The sequence below is a fragment of the Chryseobacterium sp. 22458 genome, from assembly GCF_052044975.1.
Lineage (GTDB): Bacteria > Bacteroidota > Bacteroidia > Flavobacteriales > Weeksellaceae > Chryseobacterium.
The window spans coordinates 279,246-299,377 of the sequence record NZ_JBQEOA010000003.1; the positions used below are offsets into that span (position 1 = coordinate 279,246).

Annotated in this window: 17 protein-coding genes and 1 pseudogene; 11 read left to right on the top strand and 7 right to left on the bottom strand. The window is 37.1% G+C overall.

All coding sequences use genetic code 11. The features are described 5' to 3' along the window. Positions 1–176: 176 nt before the first annotated feature. The 5 genes from ACTJJF_RS12185 to ACTJJF_RS12205 all read left to right on the top strand — a co-directional run bounded on the left by ACTJJF_RS12185 (position 177) and on the right by ACTJJF_RS12205 (position 3,770). Positions 177–1,196 (top strand): aminoglycoside phosphotransferase family protein, encoded by a 1,020-nt coding sequence (locus ACTJJF_RS12185; protein ID WP_440699824.1) that lies wholly within the window; start codon positions 177–179, stop codon positions 1,194–1,196. Positions 1,197–1,289: 93 nt separating this feature from the next. Next, entirely contained in the window at positions 1,290–1,706 is a 417-nt protein-coding gene (locus ACTJJF_RS12190) for a RapZ C-terminal domain-containing protein (protein WP_409514646.1), read from the top strand. A 61-nt stretch (positions 1,707–1,767) separates the two neighbouring features. Then, on the top strand, positions 1,768–2,481 hold the full coding sequence (locus tag ACTJJF_RS12195) for a nucleotidyltransferase family protein (RefSeq protein ID WP_440699825.1): 714 nt from the start codon (positions 1,768–1,770) through the stop codon (positions 2,479–2,481). A 7-nt stretch (positions 2,482–2,488) separates the two neighbouring features. After that, positions 2,489–3,241, top strand: coding sequence for a TIGR00730 family Rossman fold protein (locus tag ACTJJF_RS12200; protein WP_312300409.1), 753 nt, complete (start codon positions 2,489–2,491; stop codon positions 3,239–3,241). A 58-nt stretch (positions 3,242–3,299) separates the two neighbouring features. Beyond that, positions 3,300–3,770, top strand: coding sequence for a DUF6702 family protein (locus tag ACTJJF_RS12205; RefSeq protein ID WP_228412536.1), 471 nt, complete (start codon positions 3,300–3,302; stop codon positions 3,768–3,770). A gap of 367 nt (positions 3,771–4,137) precedes the next feature. Here ACTJJF_RS12205 and ACTJJF_RS12210 read toward each other — a convergent pair whose 3' ends face one another. Together ACTJJF_RS12210 and ACTJJF_RS12215 are read right to left on the bottom strand one after the other, a co-directional pair. Continuing rightward, positions 4,138–5,550, bottom strand: a complete 1,413-nt coding sequence (locus ACTJJF_RS12210; protein WP_440699826.1) for a DUF5689 domain-containing protein — start codon at positions 5,548–5,550, stop codon at positions 4,138–4,140. Positions 5,551–5,575: 25 nt separating this feature from the next. Further along, the gene (locus ACTJJF_RS12215) at positions 5,576–8,455 is read right to left on the bottom strand and encodes a carboxypeptidase regulatory-like domain-containing protein (protein WP_440699827.1); all 2,880 of its coding nucleotides are present in this window, start codon (positions 8,453–8,455) and stop codon (positions 5,576–5,578) included. 253 nt (positions 8,456–8,708) lie between these two features. On the opposite strand from ACTJJF_RS12215, the gene ACTJJF_RS12220 reads away from it, so the two are divergent. Both ACTJJF_RS12220 and ACTJJF_RS12225 read left to right on the top strand, forming a co-directional pair. Next, complete coding sequence (locus ACTJJF_RS12220; protein ID WP_312300421.1) at positions 8,709–9,899, top strand: endonuclease/exonuclease/phosphatase family protein; 1,191 nt, start codon at positions 8,709–8,711, stop codon at positions 9,897–9,899. Positions 9,900–9,950: 51 nt separating this feature from the next. Next, a pseudogene (locus ACTJJF_RS12225) lies at positions 9,951–10,368 on the top strand (DUF6146 family protein). A gap of 66 nt (positions 10,369–10,434) precedes the next feature. Here ACTJJF_RS12225 and ACTJJF_RS12230 read toward each other — a convergent pair. Next, a complete protein-coding gene (locus ACTJJF_RS12230) occupies positions 10,435–11,031 on the bottom strand; it encodes a superoxide dismutase (protein ID WP_440699828.1) in 597 nt (198 codons plus the stop codon). A 211-nt stretch (positions 11,032–11,242) separates the two neighbouring features. Continuing rightward, entirely contained in the window at positions 11,243–13,054 is a 1,812-nt protein-coding gene (rho, locus tag ACTJJF_RS12235) for a transcription termination factor Rho (protein ID WP_312300429.1), read from the bottom strand. Between the two features lie 144 nt (positions 13,055–13,198). Between rho and ACTJJF_RS12240 the strand changes: the two genes are divergently transcribed. The 4 genes from ACTJJF_RS12240 to ACTJJF_RS12255 all read left to right on the top strand — a co-directional run bounded on the left by ACTJJF_RS12240 (position 13,199) and on the right by ACTJJF_RS12255 (position 17,285). Further along, positions 13,199–13,588, top strand: a complete 390-nt coding sequence (locus ACTJJF_RS12240; RefSeq protein WP_065400163.1) for a DUF4293 domain-containing protein — start codon at positions 13,199–13,201, stop codon at positions 13,586–13,588. 213 nt (positions 13,589–13,801) lie between these two features. Continuing rightward, the gene (locus tag ACTJJF_RS12245; protein WP_312300434.1) at positions 13,802–14,722 is read left to right on the top strand and encodes a M28 family metallopeptidase; all 921 of its coding nucleotides are present in this window, start codon (positions 13,802–13,804) and stop codon (positions 14,720–14,722) included. Positions 14,723–15,080: 358 nt separating this feature from the next. Further along, positions 15,081–16,919 carry an ABC transporter ATP-binding protein gene (locus ACTJJF_RS12250; RefSeq protein WP_440699829.1) on the top strand — a complete coding sequence of 613 codons (1,839 nt, stop codon included), beginning with the start codon at positions 15,081–15,083 and terminating at the stop codon, positions 16,917–16,919. 18 nt (positions 16,920–16,937) lie between these two features. Further along, positions 16,938–17,285 carry a DUF1801 domain-containing protein gene (locus tag ACTJJF_RS12255; protein ID WP_440699830.1) on the top strand — a complete coding sequence of 116 codons (348 nt, stop codon included), beginning with the start codon at positions 16,938–16,940 and terminating at the stop codon, positions 17,283–17,285. Positions 17,286–17,333: 48 nt separating this feature from the next. Here the strand turns inward: ACTJJF_RS12255 and ACTJJF_RS12260 are convergent, their stop codons facing one another. The 3 genes from ACTJJF_RS12260 to ACTJJF_RS12270 form a co-directional block, all read right to left on the bottom strand. Then, a complete protein-coding gene (locus ACTJJF_RS12260) occupies positions 17,334–19,145 on the bottom strand; it encodes a hypothetical protein (RefSeq protein WP_440699831.1) in 1,812 nt (603 codons plus the stop codon). A gap of 193 nt (positions 19,146–19,338) precedes the next feature. Next, positions 19,339–19,680, bottom strand: a complete 342-nt coding sequence (locus ACTJJF_RS12265; protein WP_440699832.1) for a helix-turn-helix domain-containing protein — start codon at positions 19,678–19,680, stop codon at positions 19,339–19,341. Beyond that, positions 19,656–20,075 carry a transposase gene (locus ACTJJF_RS12270; protein WP_440699833.1) on the bottom strand — a complete coding sequence of 140 codons (420 nt, stop codon included), beginning with the start codon at positions 20,073–20,075 and terminating at the stop codon, positions 19,656–19,658. The genes ACTJJF_RS12265 and ACTJJF_RS12270 overlap by 25 nt, the downstream gene beginning before the upstream one ends. Between the last annotated feature and the right edge of the window lie 57 nt (positions 20,076–20,132).

The window sequence follows — 20,132 nt, forward strand, 5'->3', positions numbered from 1 at the left end:
ATTGATTTTGAGTAACGAAAGCTTATCTTTAAATCACAAAAAAGAGAAAGTATTTGTTCCTGATTCATAAAACAACCTATTTAATCTTTATAAAAATTCTTGCTTTCGCATATTTTTAAACTGTAAATACGTCCTGTTTCCAACTCATGTGAAATTAGTATATTTGTTTCCATATTATGACTTCTGAAAACGCAAAACGATTTTTCGAAAACCATCTTGGGAAAGAATCGACCGAATTCATCACACTAGCTCAAAGCGGCTCAGCAAGAGTCAATTTTCTGGTCTCTGCCGGTTCTGAGAAATACATCATCACTTACAATGAAAACATTCCGGAGAACGAGAGTTTTCTATATTATTCTGGGGTATTTTCTGACCTTAGTCTTAACACGCCCCGTATACTTGCTGTTTCTGACGACAGGAAGATGTATGTACAGGAATTTCTTGGGGAAGCTACCCTTTCCGAAGTGATCACCAGAGAAAACAGGTCAGATCTGGTACAGTCTCTGGTACAGCAGACATTGGAAAAGCTTTTCAGGCTGCAGATGAAAACACAGGGGAAAATAGATTTTTCTAAGACATTTGAATATGAAGCTTATGATGAACTTCCTGTTATTCACGATCTTTATTATTTTAAAAACTTCGTTGCAGATGTTCTGGAGCTTGAATATAATAAATCTGCTCTTCTGAAAGAATTCAAACAGATTGCCTCCCTGATTGAAAGGCTGGAACCTAAAGGAATTATGATCCGTGATTTTCAGGCCAGAAACATTATGGTCAACGAAAAAAATGAAGTCTCGTTTATCGATTATCAGTCTGCAATGGAAGGACCTTTGATGTATGATGTGATTTCATTCCTTTTCCAGGCCAAAGCCAATTTCCCTGAGGATTTCAAGAATAGAATGGTTGACTTTTACATTCAATTATTTGAAAATCAGGAAACAAAAACTAAACTAAAAGAATCGGTTAAGCCAATTCAGATGATGAGATTTCTTCAGGTCTTAGGTGCCTATGGCTTCAGAGGACTGATTCAGAGAAAGCAGCACTTTATGGCAAGTCTTGAAAAAGGAATTCAGAATATCACAGGCTTCGCAGCTTCATGGGAGGGCATGAAAAATTATCCCGAACTGACTAAAGTAATCGGTCAACTGATTTCAGAAAAGACAACGTTGAAAATTGAGGAAATATTAAATAATTAGTCTTAGACTTTGCTCAGCAAATAATGATAAAAATCTTAACTTACCTTAAAAAACTTAAAATACCTTAATGGTTAAAAAATAAAAAAAGAAGAAATGCTACACATCGACATACACAGTTTTTCATACAAAAAAGGAGGAATACCAAAAGATCACTCAGGAAACGGAGGCGGATTCGCTTTTGACTGCAGGGGAATTTTAAATCCGGGAAGAATTGAGGAATATAAAAGCCAGACCGGAAATGATATCGGCGTACAGGAATATCTGGAAACCAAAACTGAAATGCCTAAATTCCTGGAACTGATAAAATCTCTTGTATCCATCAATATTGATGATTATTTAGCCAGAGGATTTGAGCATTTGCAGATTAATTTCGGATGTACAGGCGGTCAGCACAGATCTGTATATTCTGCAATAAAAATTGCTGAATTCATCAAAGAAAAATATCCCGAAGGAACGGAAGTTAGTATACATCACGACGAACAACCCCAACTGAACATCAGTAATCAGTAATATTTTCATTACTCATACTCTATTTTATATTACTCATTACTTATCACTTATTACCCATACTATGAAGGCTCTCATTTTCGCTGCCGGAAAAGGCACCAGGCTTAAACCCTTTACAGACCATCATCCGAAAGCACTGGCAAAGGTAAATGATGTTCCACTTCTTGAAAGGAATATTCATTATCTGAAAAACTTCGGAATCAAAGATTTTGTGATCAATATTCATCATTTTGGCAGTCAGATTGTTGATTTTCTAAATAAAAATGATAATTTCGGATGCAGGATTGAAATCTCCGATGAAACTGAAGAGCTACTGGAAACCGGAGGAGGCTTGATTTTTGCTAGAAGGTTCCTTGATCACGGTGAAGATTTTCTGATCATGAACGCTGATATTTTAACCAATATAAATATCAATGCATTAGTAGAATATCATAAAAAGATAAAAGATTTTGCTACTTTAGCAGTTTCAGACAGAGAAAGTTCAAGAAAACTCCTTTTCAATGATGATATGGTTTTGAGGGGCTGGCTGAATGTACAAACGGGAGAACAGCGGCTGGCTGAGTTCAACAAAGGGTTTAAAGCTCTTGCATTCAGTGGTGTTCATTGTATCAATCCTGTGATCTTCGAAAAAATAAAACGGACAGGCAAATTTTCTATTATGGAAGAATATCTTGACCTGATGCAGACCGAACATATCCACGGTTTTGTACATCAGGATATTCTTATAGATGTCGGGAGACCGGAATCCGTGATAGAAGCCGAAAAATATTTTAAATAATTTTGCAATGGAAATTGAGGGAACCAGGGATGAAAGTTTAGTAAATCCGGAATTTGACATTAACGAAACAAAACTGCACAACAGTTTCAGACAAAAAACCTGGGACGAGACTATCACCAAAGACAGCTGGATGGTCTTCAAGGTCATGGCTGAATTTGTGGATGGCTATGAAAAACTGGCTAAAATAGGACCTTGTGTTTCTATATTTGGATCAGCCCGCCTGAAACCGGAAAACAAATATTATGAAATGGCGGTAGAGATTGCTGAGAAGATTACGAAATTAGGCTTCGGAATCATTACGGGAGGCGGTCCTGGTATTATGGAAGCCGGAAACAAAGGGGCTTTCAATGCAAAAGGAAAATCTATTGGCCTTAATATTGACCTTCCTTTTGAGCAGCATTTCAATCCTTACATCAATAAATCCTATTCCATGAATTTTGATTACTTTTTCGTAAGGAAAGTAATGTTTGTAAAATATTCTCAGGGATTCGTAGTAATGCCCGGAGGTTTTGGAACGCTGGATGAGCTTACTGAAGCGATGACCCTTATTCAGACCAACAAAATCGGTAAGTTTCCGATTGTACTGGTAGGAAGTGAATTCTGGAGCGGTTTACTGGAATGGTTCAAAGCAACCCTGCTGAAAGAAGGCATGATTGCTGAAGATGATCTTGATCTTTATCGTGTGGTAGATACTGCTGATGAGGCAGTAGCACATATTAAAGCGTTTTATGATAAGTATTCTGTGAATGTTAATTTTTAATTGGCATATTATTTGTGACTTATAACTAGCAAGTATGATTGTAAATCTATTAATTAAGATGAAAAAACTTTTATATATATCAGGAATTTTAACATTTTTTGTGTTAATGAGTTTTATGTATGTAGACTTTTTCTCTTCAATGACCAAAGTTGACTATATTGATGGAAGCAAGACATTGAAGTTTACCACAAAAATGAATACAAGCCATATCTCTGATGCAATCAAAATCAATCCGAACACAGCCGGATTTGAAGCAGAAGTGAAAAAATATGTGAACAATAATTTTGATGTATTTGTCAATGGTGCTCCCAAAACAATTACCTTTACGGGAAGTCAGGTCAGCGGAGAAACTGTATGGGTATATTTCGAGACCGGAGGAGTTTCGGATATCAATACCTTAAAGATTAAAAATACGATCCTTTTAAGCGCTTTTCCGAAGCAGATCAATCTGGTGAGCGTTGCTTACAAAGGCAGCCAGAAAATGATGAACTTCCAGAGAGGAAAAGAAGTGAACGAAGTATCTTTTTAAAAGAAACAATTGAAAATAATAAAACCACTGCTGATGCGGTGGTTTTTATTTTTTAAACACTTTCAAAACCGGAGTTCAAAACATTCCGGACAAGCTCTGAAACCGAAAAAAAATCAGCCTTGGTTTTTAATTCTTCAGATTAAGACTATTGACAATCCCAGAAATTTAGTATCTGTATGGGATTCATCTGTATAAGTATGATGTAAGGCATAAATAAAATATTCCATCTTAAAAATTCTCAGTTTAAAATTCACCGTTGTTCTGAAATTAATAAACGGTTATCAAAATAAAATCAGGCAGCTTTTACAAGCTGCCTGATTTATATAAAGTATATTAGAAATGCTATTTTATCTCAATTAGATAAGGATTACTCAATTTTGATGTTATCAATCTGAACATCGTAATTTCCTCCCGTACCTGTTTTGATGGCAAACATATCTTTACCAGCTGTTACGTTAACATCTGTAAGACCTGTAAGTGTAAGCTCAACCAGTCTCCACTGTCCGCTTGTATTGATAGATCCGGTATATGAATTAGCACTTTCTACTCCTAAAGTAGCACCAGTACTGAATGTCCCCAAGTTGAATACATAGAAACCTCCACCTGCTTTATAGACGTTGAAAGAAAGAGATTTCCCTGTTGCAGTACCTTTGATACGCATTGTGATTCTCTTCGGTGTAGCAGGAATTCCAGCAGCAGCAAGCGATGTAAATACATAATCATTAGCAGTAGGGATTCCTTTAATCTGAAGGGAATTTGAGTTGTTATATCCTAAACCAACCCCTTGAGTTGCATAAGGCTTAAGTCCAAAATTGTTTACACTTGATAAGAAAGCTGTCCAATCTTCAAAATCAGATCCTGCAAAAAGATTTACAGCGTTCGCAGCCGGAGCTTCCGGCTCACCCGGGTTAAATCTTGGATTAGGGAAGTTCATATCATAAAGGTCTCTGATATAAGCCTGCTCTGTGAACGTTGGAGCTGTTGGGTTACTTGGGCTCGTATAACGGCTTAAAAGAAGAACAATATCACCACTGTTGGCATACTTAGGAGAAATAGGAGATTTCGCAAAAGTGGCAAAGTTACTGAAACGAAGGTCTAATCTTGCTGCTTTTTTATCTACGATATAACGGTCTCCTGTACCTGAATCATCAGCAAAATTTTTCGTTAGCTCAGGATCTTCAAACTGAACGTTTTTAATTTTTACAAGCTGGTTGATGTGAGCTCCGTTTTTAAGAGCGTCAGCAATAGAGTTAAATTCAAGTGGTTTGATGGTAGCTACCACAGGTTTCTGCCCATCACAAACTCTTGCAATATAATTTGAAACTTTATTTGGGTTGATTCTTCCTACAGAATAGTTCGGATCATAAGATCCCACTTTGATATTTCCGTTAGAAGCCTGAACGATAAGTCCTTTCAGGTTAATTCTCACTAAAGATCCTGTTGGGAAATCAAGATACTGGTTACCTCCGTCAATATCAATTTCAATACCCTGTGTAGGATTTTCAGGCTTATCCTGAAGGAACATCATTTTGTAAATGTTTCCAGATTCATCACTTGAAGTAACATAAGCATCTACGATGAAATCTTCTTTAATGATATCAGCTTCAACCGGCTTAGGTTTAGCAATTGTTGCCAATTCGGAAAGCTGGTGATTAGCAGCTGCAAACTTGTTGGTACATTTGATCTCCGGAACGTCGTAATCATCGGTCTTTACACAAGACGAGAACGTCAGCATTGAAAGGGCACTGAATATAGCCGCTTTAAAATATATATTTTTCATTGTTGTCAATTTTTAAAATTATTTTTTAGAATCTGAATTGAAGGTTAACAAAATAAGATCTCCCCTGATTATACCAGTATTTAGGAGCAAATACCATATTTCCGCTATCATAATCATTAGCATAGTCGGTATAGTTAACGTTTCTTGTCTGCTCGAATCCTCCTGTGATATAATTTCTGTTGTTCAGGATATTATTCACAGATGCAGATATCAATACATAATACTTACCGATCATCCATGATTTCCCGGCATTCACGTTAAAGAAGAACGCAGACGGTAATTTTGTAGGAGTAAGAACTCTTGCCAATTCTTCCTCTGTTACATTATCATAAGGAACCCCCGGTGTATTTGGATTTGTGTAAAATCTTGCTGTTCTGGTTACCGGAGACGGATCCAGGAATGAGTGCCCGAAATAGTTCCATGTTGCACCTAACCACCAGTATTTAGGGCTGCTGTAACGAAGACCTAAAGTATATGCCTCCTGCGGAGTCCCACCCTGTCTGTAGTTTTTAAGAGTAGCCTCACCCATGTTGGTATAAGATCTTGATACAATATTTCCGTTACCGTCAAGCTCTCTGAATGTTCCAACAGCATCTGAAGCAAAATAAACCGTAGGGTTATTTGTATATGTATACTGACCTACGCTTAATAATCCGCTGGCCGTTAATGTAGGAGTAATTTTCACCTGAGCACCAAGTTCAACCCCCATGTTTCTCTTGTTGGCACCTGCCAATACCTGAGTAATGAAAGCACCATCCTGAACAGGAGCCTGATCACCATTCTCGTTCAGAGTAGATAGTTTAACGCCCTGTGCAAAATATCTTTGTACGCTTGTTTCGTTTTGAGTATTGACAAGGTATCCTGTCAATCTAACTTTCACGACCGGAGTAGAAATTACATAGCTTAAATCATTAGCGTCAATCACTACATTTTTGATTCCCGGAGTGGTTACCCCACTTACTCTTGTGTTAAAATAAATATCATTCAGGAAAGGAGACTGTGAGAAATAAGCCCCGTTATAAACAAGGAAGTTTCTACCGTTGATCTTATAAGTAACCTGTCCTTTAATCCCTGCATTCCAGAAGTTTTTGTCTTCTCCTTTTCCGTAAGAAGAAGGGTACAGATAATGCTGGAATTTACCTTCTCTGCTGTTGTTTGTATATCCGAAGAATCCGGAAACAAAAACATCAAATTTACCGGTAGCAAATTTAAATGCCGGGTTTACTTTCACTTCCTGTCTTCTGAAAATATAGTTGTACCCGATTCTGTCACCTTCTCTTTTAGCAACATCAGCTTTACTTTCCTGAGTGTTGAACTGTCCCCAAACGCTATCACCGGTTAAATTACTTGCAAACGGGTCCATATTCAGTGCAAAATCAGCACCCAAAAGATCGTTTACTTCCCTGTATTGTTCAGATCTGTAATTTTGGTAAGATAAGTTTAAGATAAAGCGTGAAGTGTCACTAAAGTTATAAGTATAATGCGTTGAAGCGTTCCATACTTTGTCATCTTTTACATCATCTACAAGATAGTAAGCAGCTCTTCTTCCACCGAATTCCGGTCTGTAAAGATTATCACTTCTGTTGGCTCTGTAAAGATTGTCCCAGTTGATCTGTGTATAGTTTTCGTCATTATTGGTCCATTTGTCTCTCCAGAAACCAATATTTTCTGCCTGTGACGGAGCGGGATTATCAAAATTCAGCCAATAGCTTGGTAAATTACGATAGTAGGTAGGCGATGGGTTGTTCGCTCTGTACCAATCAAGTCTTGAGCTGTATTCTTTACCGAACTGGTAAGAAACAGTAGTCCACAATTGAGAGTTTTTGTTGATTTTCCAGAAATCCTGTAGCTGAATCATAGGCTGGAATCCTCTTTTCACCCTTTCATTTCTTTTTTCTCCGTTCTGCCATCCCCAATAAGAGTTATAATGAACTCCTCTGAAATCGTATACTTCCTGAGTATTCGGGCTGGAAGAACTTCTTGCATATTTAGAACCTATCGCATTCAAAGTCATCGTATGGCTGTCGCTGAATTTCTTCTCAATACCAAGATACCCGCTGTATGCATCATATGCAGTACCGTCCTGTATCCCTTCCTGAGCCCATCTTCTTGCGATCATCCCTGTAAATGCCCATCCGTTTTTATTCATTCCGGATGAGAATCTGTAAGATAGTCTGTTATTATAGTTTCTGTTTGTCAGTGAGTAAGTCAGCTGACTTCCTTTTCTATATTCGCTGGCTTTTGTATTTTTATAAAACACTCCTGTAGCTCCCCCGAAGGCATATTCGGAAGGGGCATGATTAGCGGCAATTTCCGGATAACGGGTAATTTCATTCAAACCTCCCCATGTGCTGAAATCTACATCACCATTATCTGCGCCGGCCATAGAAACCCCATTGATCATATTCTCACCGGTTCTGCTGTCAATTCCTCTCGGACGGAACCAGTATGGTCCCAGGTCAAAACTGGCAATTCTGTTGAAAACATCCTGTGAAGACTGAAGCAATCCTACTGTAGCGGTCTGCTGTGCTCCTCCCCCATCGTTTTCCCCGGAATCTTCAATGATTGCTAAACCCTGATCTGCACCGTTCAATGCAGAATAAAGAGTAATTACTCCAAGATCTTTCTTTTTCTCATTATTTGTTACATCAAATTCTAAAATCTTAGTTTCAAAGTTTGATTTTGTAACCATAATCTGATAATGTCCCGGCATCAAATCAGCAAACTGGAAGTACCCGATTTTGTCCGCCTTTACATCATTTCCTGCTCCTTTTAAATCCACATTGGCCTGTTCTACAGGTTTTCCGTCCGCATCCTTAAGATACGCAAACACTGTAGTCTGCGCAAAATAATAGGACGCAGGCAGCAAAGTGAATAAAGAGATTAATGATAGTTTTTTAATCATGAGTATATTATATTTTTTTAAATACTTTTCTTCTTAATTCTCAACAGTTTAAAAGTTGGGGGCACAAATTTAGTCAAATTTTGCAATTCACAACTTTTTTAACATTATTTTTTCTTAACATTGCAAACTTTTAAGAATCATTATATAAAAGATGGTCAGATTACTGCATATAAATTTACAAATATTTAAAATGCAGTGAATTAAAATAAAAGTAAATTTGCAGATTAATAATATTAATAATAACTCTAAGAGGATGAAGAGATTTTCGAGTCTGTTTGCCATCATTATTTCGATCATGGCATTCTCACAACAACAAGGAAAACTGAGAAAAGTTGCCACCGTAGGTTTTTTGAATGTAGAAAACCTTTGGGACACCATTCGCTCGGCAGATTATATCGATGGAACTAAAGATATCAGAAATCCTGCTTTCCACAGAAGTATTCCGTTTGATTCTATCAAGTTTCTGGATGCTGAAAAGTATGACGGGCCATGGAGTGACGGTGCTTTAATCGGTAAAAAAGTAGTAAGAGAACAAAGCGGTTCTGAAGAATTTACCCCGAAAAGTGCAAAAAACTACGGATCCAAGATCTACAGGGCTAAACTTGCCAACGAAGCAAAAGTAATTTCTGAACTTGGTGCCCAGTATACCAAAACAGCTCCGGCTGTGGTAGGATTAATTGAGGTTGAGAACAGACAGGTTATTCAGGATCTTATCAATGAGCCTGCATTAAAAAAATATGATTACGGAATCATTCATTATAACTCTTATGACTACAGAGGAATTGATGTAGCACTGATCTATCAGAAAAGAAGATTCACTCCTACCAATTCATTAAAAAAAGAACTGAAAATCTACGGTGATAACGGAAGAAGAGAATATACGAGAGATATCCTTGTGGTAACAGGATTTTTAGATAATGAGAAAGTAGCATTTTTCATGAATCACTGGCCTTCAAGAAGAGGTGGTGAAGCAATTTCTTTACCAAAAAGAAATGCTGCTGCTGCATTATTAAAACAGCAAATGGACAGTATAAGAGCTGCAGATCCTTCAACAAAGCTTTTTGCTATGGGTGACTTTAATGACGACCCTATCAGCCCAAGTTTGAAAAATCATCTGAAGGCTCAGGCCAGCCCTAAAGATTTAAGTGAAGAAACGCCTTATCTTAACCTGATGTATCCTTTATACAAAAAAGGAGTAGCATCATTGGCTTATCAGGATGCCCCGAACTTATTTGACCAGATCATTGTTTCTAAAAATTTAGTTTCTGATCAGGTTAGCAAAGAATATTCTATTTACAAAACAGAAATTTATGCTCCGGCTTATCTGGTAAATAAAGAAGGTAATTACAAAGGATATCCTTTCAGATCCTGGAACGGAGATCAGTTTACAGGCGGTTACAGCGATCACTTCCCCGCATTTGTAGTTCTTCAGAAAGAACCCTAAACAATTCAGGCACTCATTTTGAGTGCTTTTTTTATATCAATACCTGAAATCATGAAAAATATTGTTTTAGTACTATTGCTGGCATGTATCCCCTTCAGCTGCTTTTCTCAGGATACAGCAAGGAAAGACAAAGAGCAGCAGGAAATGAAGCCTTCCAAAAATGAGAACGGAGAATGGGAACTTACTGTAATTGACACTCAATTTGATTACTTTCTGAATGCTGTTGCCAGACCTATCAGTCAGTATACAGAATCTTATCTGAAGACAAAATACATTTTTAGTGAACGAGTGGAACAGTTATTATAATTCCGGCAGATACAGAAATATCATAGAATCCGGAATAGATTATGATCCTAAGGAAAATTATGGGATCAAGTTTGAATATAAATTGTACCAGGTTTTTGCTTATGTAAACTGGAAGTATAAATTAAGAATGGCCGGGTTATCCGGAAGTGATGCTTTACGGTAAATAATATCATAAAAAATAGACTGCCCTTTTGAGACAGTCTATTTTCATTTTTATAATAGCTGAAAATTATTTGTTGAATAATTCCTCTACTTTATCCCAGTTTACTACATCAAAGAATGCAGAAACATAGTCAGGTCTTCTGTTTTGGTAGTTTAAGTAATATGCGTGCTCCCAAACGTCTAATCCTAAAACCGGCGTTCCTTTAACGTCTGCTACAGGCATTAATGGGTTATCCTGGTTTGGAGTAGAAGAAACAGAAACAGAACCGTCAGCATTTTTTACCAACCAAGCCCATCCTGAACCGAATCTTGTTTTAGCAGCCTCAGAAAAATCAGTTTTGAATTTCTCGAGACCTCCGTAATTTTCGATAGCAGCTTTTACATTTCCTACAGGCTCTTTGCTTCCTCCGGGAGTTAAAATTTCCCAGAATAAAGAGTGGTTGAAGTGCCCTCCTCCGTTATTTCTTACCGCTGGCTTATCAGTCCCTGTCTGGCAGATTTCTTCGATAGTTTTTCCTGCCAGTTCAGTTCCTTCAATAGCTTTATTTAAATTGTCAATGTATGCCTGGTGGTGCTTTGTATAATGGATTTCCATAGTTCTTGCATCGATAGTAGGCTCTAATGCATCGTATGCATATCCTAATTTTGGTAATTCAAATGACATAATCTTTATTTTTAATGTTATACTTCAAAATTAGCCAATATTTAAGGTATTATCAAAGATTGGGGATTACTTTAATAAATCTTTAACATTGACATATTGATTTAGAATGAATTAAATTTTTAAAATATTTATTTATTCTTCAATTAGGTCTTTAAAATAAAAAGCACGAATCATATTACGATACGTGCTTTCTATTTAACAATAATTAAATTTATTTATTCATAGACATCAGGAATTCTTCATTGTTAAGAGTTCCTTTGATGTTTTTGTCTACAAACTCCATCGCTTCTACAGGATTCATTTCAGAAAGGTATTTTCTGAGGATCCACATTCTCTGTGAAGTTACTTCGTCAAGGAGAAGATCATCTCTACGGGTACTTGATGATACAAGATCAATAGCAGGATAGATTCTTCTGTTGGCAATTTTTCTGTCCAGCTGAAGCTCCATATTACCTGTCCCTTTGAATTCTTCAAAGATCACTTCATCCATCTTGGAACCTGTATCAATAAGGGCTGTTGCAATGATGGTAAGAGACCCTCCTCCTTCAATTTTTCTTGCTGCCCCAAAGAATCTTTTCGGTTTGTGAAGTGCATTGGCATCTACCCCACCGGAAAGTACTTTACCGGATGCAGGTGTTACAGTATTGTATGCTCTTGCCAGTCTTGTAATAGAATCCAGTAAGATGACAACATCATGTCCGCATTCAACCATTCTCTGTGCTTTTGCAAGAACAAGATTAGCTACTTTCACGTGTTTTTCAGCAGCTTCGTCAAATGTAGAGGCAATTACTTCTGCATTTACGCTTCTTTCCATATCGGTAACTTCTTCCGGACGTTCATCGATCAGAAGAACCATCATATATACCTCAGGGTGATTGGATGCGATAGAGTTCGCAATATCCTTAAGCAACATTGTTTTACCAGTTTTAGGCTGTGCAACAATCATCGCTCTCTGTCCTTTACCAATTGGTGCAAAAAGATCTACAATTCTTGTGGAAACTGTAGAACCACTTCCTGCAAGATTGAATTTTTCCTGGGGGAAAAGCGGTGTAAGGTACTCAAATGCAACACGGTCTTTAATAAACGCTAAGTCACGTCCGTTAACTTCCGTAGGTTTTAATAATGAGAAATATTTTTCGCCTTCTTTCGGTAATCTTACAATTCCTTTAACGGTATCTCCTGTTTTCAATCCGAAATTTCTGATCTGTGCTGTAGAAACATACACATCATCAGGAGATGAGATATAGCTGAAATCTGAGGAACGAAGGAATCCGTAATTATCCGGTAAGATTTCCAGAACGCCTTCAATACTTACCAATCCATCGAAATTGAATTCTTTTTTATGGTCGTTCTGCTCCTCTGCCTTTTCAGAATGTCTGTTCTGATTTTGGTTTTGGTGCTGATGTTGGTTCTGGTTTTTATGTTGGTTTCCACTGTTCTGTGGGTGGTTGTGTCCTTTTTGAGGTCTGTTAGCCTGTTGTTGAGGAGGGGTGTTAGGCTTTTCTTCTGCCTGTGCAGGCTCTTGGGATTCTGTGTTTTTTGGAGTTTCTGTTTTTTCTGTAGATACTTCTGCATTTCCTGCATTGGTAGAAACTCTTTTTCTTTTCTTTTTAGCCTGAGCTGTCTGAGCTTCTTCTGCCGGTGCAGTTGTTTCAGCTTTGGGTTCTTCAGGTTTTATTTCTTCAGAAACCGGTGTCTTGTCTTCTACTTTTTCCTCTACTTTCGGTTCTGCTGCTGTTTTAGCAGTTGTTTTTGGCTTGGCTGCCGGTGTTTTTTTCGGGGCAGCTTTTTTTGCCGGGGCTTTAGCAGGTTTTTCTGCTGGAGCCTCTTCAGTATTTACACTGGTGGTTTCTGTGGCGTTGAAATAATCTTTTGCAACTTTAGGGTTAGAAGCCTGAAAGTCAAGAATAGCAAAGATCTTGTCATTTTCATTGCTATTTCTTGCAACTTTAACGCCTAAATCCTTTAAGATTTTAGTCAGTTCCGTTACGGATTTTGACCTTAACGTTTCTATGTTAAACATATTTAATGTAAAAATGTAATTAATTGTGAGTAAGAAAAGTAAGTCCGGTGACTTTTGTTTTCAAGTACATTGTATAATGCAAATCTACACTTATTTTTGAATTGTGCAAAATTTATATTATTTTTGCCAAGAATTTAATATTCAATGCTACAGAGAATACAAACTATATGGACTTTATTGGCAGTTCTGGCTGCTGTTTTCCTATTTATAACAGGACAGGATGTTGTTATTTCAGACAGTATTCCTGTATTGAATATCGGCTGCATAGTGCTTGTCATCATAGGAGCATTAAGTATATTCAGTTTTAAAAACAGAAAAAGACAAATTTTGCTGAATACCATCAGCATCATTATAAACGCTTTGTTGATTGGTGTATTGGCGTACTGGTTACTAAACTTATCCGGAGGAATTCAGTTTCCTGAGAAGGGTATTGAGCCGGTCTTCCCATTGATTGCGGTGATCTGTCTGCTTATAGCAAACGTTTACATCCGTAAAGATGAGAGGCTCGTAAAATCTGTAGACAGACTTCGATAGCCTTACAACGATTTTTTGAGTGAGAACAGCTTCTTTACAGGAGCTGTTTTTTTATTGTATTTATTCTTTCTGCTACATAAAGCCGGTAAGGTCATAATACCGATCCTCTTTTCTAAGATACTTTGGCACAGAACAATTAAAATTAATTTATGTAACTTCCTGCAACTTTTCACTGAAAGTAACGACAGATTCTATAACTTTTAATAAAAGACAATGAAAAAGCTAACTTATCTTACTTTATCCCTTTTCTCAATAGGTATCTTTGCACAGGAAGTTTCAAAAGAAAGAATAAAAACAGTCATTTCCACACTGGCTTCTGATGAAATGAAAGGACGTGAAATCTGGACTCCCGAAAATGAAAATGCAGCTAATTATATTGCCACCCTTTTCAAAGAAAACAAGCTTGAATACTGTACCGGAAATTCTTATCTGATCCCTTTTGAATATAAAGGCCAAAAGGCTTATAACGTATGTGGTGTAAAAAAGGGAAAAACGGATCAATATCTTGGATTTTCCGGCCATTTCGACCACATTGGGACCAGTGATAAAACCGGTGACAATATTTATAACGGGGCTGATGATGATGCCAGCGGAATTACAACGCTTGTAGGAATTGCCGATTATTTCAAAAACAAAAAACCGGAATTTTCAATGGTTTTCATGGCCTTCAACGGAGAAGAAAAAGGAATGCTGGGATCAAGAGCCATATCAGAAGATAAAAATCTGGATAAGATCTACAACAATATGACGGCTCTTTTCAATTTTGAAATGGTAGCAACAGAATCCCAATGGGGCAAAAATGCATTATATATGACCGGAGACGGTTTTTCTGATCTGGATGAGCTTTTTAATCAGTATGCCGTCAACGGATTAAAAATAAATCAGGATCCTTACGCAGAACAGCAGCTCTTCTACCGTTCAGATAATGTAAGTTTTGTGAAAAAGAAAATCATTGCCCATTCATTTTCAACGGTTGATATGACAAAAGCCACCCATTACCATCATGAAAATGACGATATCAATGTGGTTGACTTTGACAATATGACCCGGATCATCAATAATTTCGGGAAAACGCTGGAAAAACTGAATCCTAAGAATTTTGCTCCGAAATATAATGATCAGGTGAAATTCTAAATTCTATAGACAAAAGCCAATACCAACTGAGCTATTTTAATTGCCATGAATTCAGGAATTATTGTTATTTGTGAATTCATGGCAAAAAAAGCTGTAACATCGTATGAAAAGGGCAGTTTACTGTATTTTCATTTTTATTATCCATCCTTTTTCTGATTCTTTTTTCACAATACTATTCTTTGGATTACCCTGTGCAATTTTCAATCATAAGGCCTTTTGTTCTTTACAATATCAATTTAAAAGTCAGGCATTTGTAACAAATACCGATATTTTGAAACATATCCATTAAAGTAAAAGAGGATTAAGAACGTCTTATCTTTTAATTTTACGTAATTTTGCTATCCAATTTTTTCATTGAATGAACGAATACAAAAAAATCTTAAAGTTTGCGAGGCCGCATCAAAAATATATCTACGGAAGTTTATTTTTCAACATCCTGTATTCTGTATTTCAGATTGCTTCTTTAGGAACTATTCTACCCGTTTTGGGAATGCTTTTTGGCACTATAAAATCAGAAAAACATACTGCTGCACCAGTTTATTCAGGTGATATCATAGACTTTTTTTCTTATGTGAAAGAATATTCCAATTACTATATACAGTCTTTGGTCAGCGAGTACGGTTCTCTCAAGGTGCTTGCCTGGTTGTGTATTATTACAGCCTTTATGTTCCTTTTAAGGAATGTTTTCAGATATTTAGGAGCATTACTTTTGATCAATTACCGTGTAGGAGTTACTAAAGATCTGCGTGGTGCAATGTACAGAAAAATATTATCGTTACCCGTTTCATTTTTTACCGAAAGCCGAAAGGGAGATATGATGTCCCGTATGTCTAATGATGTGGGGGAAGTTGAAGGAAATATCCTGGGAAGTTTGGTTGAATTAATCAACGCTCCTTTTATGCTGATCAGTACTCTGATCTCTTTATTTATTGTAAGCCCGGAAATGACCCTTTTCTCTTTACTGGTACTCCCGGTAATGGGAACGATGATTGCATTGATTGGAAAAAGTCTTAAGAAAGACTCTCATGAAGCACAACATGAACTGGGAACCATCTTCTCTATCGTAGATGAAACGCTGAAATCTTCAAAGGTTATTAAGATATTTAATGCTGAAAAGATTATGGATAGCCGCTTTATGCAATCTATGAACAGATGGATCTCAAGCTCGATGAGTTTGGGAAGAAAGAAAGAACTAGCATCGCCAATGAGTGAATTTCTAGGTTCTATTACCTTTTTGATCATTGCATGGTATGGTGGAAAACAGATTATTGTAGACCAGAGTTTATCGCCTGCAGGTTTCTTGGTATTTTTAGGAATGTTCTTCCAAATCTTACCTCCGGCAAAAACTTTATCTTCATCTATCTCTAACGTACAGAAAGGAGAAGCTTCTCTTAAAAGAGTATTGGAGATCCTTGATGCAGACGTTAAAATCGAAGAAATTGCAGAACCTGTTTCTATTTCTACCCTTCAGAATACTATTGAATTCAGGAATATTGGATTTTATTATGATAAAGCCAATCTTATCCTTAAAAACTTCAATCTTACGATTCCAAAAGGGAAAACCGTTGCATTGGTAGGGCAAAGCGGAAGTGGTAAAACAACGATTGCCAATCTTTTAGCAAGATTTTATGATGTTTCCGAAGGAGATATCCTGATTGACGGGACTGATATCAAACATTTAAAGCTACAGGAATACCGCCAGCTCCTCGGAATGGTAACTCAGGAATCCGTACTGTTCAATGATTCTGTTTATAACAACATTCTGATGGGTAAACCTGATGCAACCAGAGAAGAAGTTATTGAAGCCGCTAAAATTGCCAATGCCGACAGTTTCATCACCGGTCTTTCCGAAGGCTATGACACCAATATCGGAGATGACGGAAATAAACTTTCCGGAGGTCAGAAGCAAAGAGTTTCCATTGCAAGAGCTGTATTGAAAAATCCACCGATCATGATCCTTGATGAAGCGACTTCAGCATTGGACACAGAATCTGAAAGATTCGTTCAGGATGCCCTGGAAAAGATGATGGAAAACAGGACTTCCCTGGTTATTGCCCACAGGCTTTCAACCATCCAAAAGGCAGACTGGATTGTAGTAATGGAAAAAGGAACCATTGTAGAACAGGGAACCCACCATGATCTTATTGCCAGAAAAGGGATGTACAACAAGCTTGTTGAATTGCAAAACTTTGACTAATTTTTAAGTTAATAAAAAATGAACCCTATACAAGAGTATTTCTACAGAATCGAAGAGCCTGAAAGAAGTACTCTTCTTTTTTTGCGGGAAAAAATCCTTGCTTCCGATACGCAAAACATTACGGAAACATTGAGTTTCGGACTTCCTTTTTTTAAGTATAAAAAGAAAATGCTGTGTTATTTCTATTACAGCAAAAAGTATAAAAAGCATTACCTGAGCTTCTATCATGGTGACAAACTCGATTATCCGGAACTTATCCAGGACGGCAGAAAGAAGTTTAAAATTCTTTTAATTGACGCTGATGAGGATTTGCCTTTAGAATTTATTTTAAGCCTTTTAGAGGAAATTAAAAGATATATAAAATAAAAACTCCGGTACGGATAACCGTACCGGAGCCCTTCTTTAAAAACTATATTATTTTGTGTTTATTCCCTTGAACTCAGCTTGTTTAATAGCCCATGCAAAAGCATTTGCATAAAATATTGAGTTATATACGTTCATTTCATAAGCAGCTGCTCCATTGCCATAATTCGGTTTAGGAATCGGCTTATAGTTTGTATCTGCATAAAACGGGCAGATGGTATCTGATGTATTTGGAGAAGTAACCGTTCCACATTGAGAGTTGAACCCACCGTCTCCTACCCAGATGAAATTTAAAGTATTGTGTTTGAATGCAGTTACACGGCCTACAGTTCCTGAGGGTGAAGCTGTGGAGATATTGGTATCTCCTGAATATACTGTAATTTCACTGGAAGGCAGACCCGTTGCGTAGGTTGTAGAAGAGGCATCTTCTCCCCACTGTAATCCTCTTATATCTCCAAAAGGTCCATTCAGTATTTCATCATTTGTAAGTGGCAATTTGTAGATAGCTCCTGCACTGTTTACACCTCCGGTGTTCACCGATCCGTCAAACACATTTCTGAAAAGATTCTGTACTCCACTGTTGCTTTCGGAATAAGCAATGATTACTCCTCCTTTTGCCAGGTAGTTTTTCAGTATCTGTGCTTCGGCCGCATTCATCCCCCATGCATACCCAATAACGATGATATCTACGGGATTTGCCCCGGTTGTCCAAGTGGTTAACTGAGTAGCACTTGGACTATCGGTACCATCAATAATCTGATCCCATCCTTCATATTTTACAATACTGTTGGCCAGGGTTCCAAAATTAGCAGCTGTTTTAATAACCATTCCTGACGGGGAAGTTCCTGAAACATTATATCCGCAGCCATTTGGACCAGCTCCTATAGCTAAAAGCTTTTTCTTGGGAACCACTACAATTACATTTACAGTACATGTTGTGGAAACCCCTCCTTTACTATCTGAAGTAATAGTCATTGTTTTTACTGCAGTAGAAGAAGGTGTTCCTGTACCCTGCAATGTTACATTCTGATTTCCTGTAGCGGTAAATGTACCTGAAGCACTGAACGAAATTCCGTCTACAGTGTTGGTATTAATTGTATAACTTCCCAAAGCCGTAACATTTACAGGAAGAGTAATTGTATTAGAGGCAGTCAAGGCTGTACCCACTTTGTACACCCCGTTTGCAGTCGCACTTCCACAGCTCATCGTATAAGTTCCTGCAGGGCTCAGTACATCAACAGAGATTGCAGGGGTACATGTAACTTCTGCTCCATTAGCCTCAAGTGTAATATTATCTGTCTGAATATTCTGAGGAATTCCCTGTCCCGGAACCTGTATAGTTTGTATTCCTGTATTGAGAAATACTCCAGTTCCATAAAAATTATATCCGTTTGAAGTTGTTCCGGAAATAATATAATTTCCTACTTTCGTTACGTTAACTTTCACACTCAGGTAATTAGAACTGGTAAGCTCTTTACCTTTTACATAACTCCCCATGGCCTGCGTTGCAGAACAATCTATGGTAAAAAGTCCTTTCCCCAGCTGACCGCATACACTTTTCCATTCATCATCTGCAAAGCTCCAGTAATTGAAGCAGTCTTCTGTGGTATTGTAAATCGTTAAACCATCATCTTTGGGTTTATTGATCACAATTGCATTCCTTTGTGATTCGGTAAGTCGGGGAATAAGTATTCCCTTGTTGTTATTTCCTGAAACAACATCAAGAACAGAATTCAAATTGGGTGAAGAAGTATTAATTCCTACAGCTCCATTATTGGTTTGCGAATAAAATTTTCCAAAGGTAAAAAGCAAGATAAGAAGCAAGGTCTTCACCAAAGGCATTTTCAATTTTGTGTCCATCATTTATTAAGTTATAATTGTTTTAATGATTCAATTTTCTCAGTCATTTAACCAACACAAAATTATCATCCCTGCTTTATCAGAAACCATTTTGTCCTACGCAATACTACTCATGCGTAGTAAAACTCATTATATCAAACATAAAGTACCTTACACTCTTCAATGAGACCGGCTCATAAGCAATGAAACATTCGTTTTATATTTTAAAAATGGATTTCCATTTTGTGATTGTATTTCTGCTTATCTTAAAATCTTTGCTTATCTGAAGATTGCTAAGCTCGTTTTTTTTCTGATGTTTCAGTATTTTTAAAATAGATTCCTCATCATAGGAACGAAGTCTTTGGCTACTGAATTCCATTGTGTACTCCGGTTCTCCGAAAACAAGTTTGTTAAATTTCAGAACGTCAAGAGCAGAATTCAGTGTATCAAGTTGATTCCTTATGGTAATATCAGCCCATTTTTCAGGAAATTTTTCATGAAGTATATCCAGATAGATCTGTTTGTAATCCGGAGTCATATTATATCTTTTTTCAGCCATTTATACAGTGTTGTTTTGGGAATCTTATATCTGGTAATAACTTCATTGGAAGACATGGCCCCGGTTTTTATTTTGTCTAGGATAAAATTCTTTACTTCCTGAGTATAAATATTTTTTCTAAAAACCATGGTACCTTTTTTCTGTTTTAGTGTATTATCTACTATGGAATTGGGAGCATAAAGGATCAGATGGCCGGTATAAAATCTAAAGAAATCGAATTTTAAAAGCTTACACCATTTCAACAGAATGTCTGTATCAATACTTTTCTTCTGAAACATAATTTCAGCTTCCCATTCTGCCTTATCTAAAAATTTTGCAATTCTTTCCATCGGCATCTGCTGTTCTTCCACCTTAGATTGTATCAGGCTTCCAATATGGATGTTTTTAATATTCATTGTGTCATTTTGAAGTAAAAATATTGACAGTCTGCAAAACAAACGGCATTATTGCCC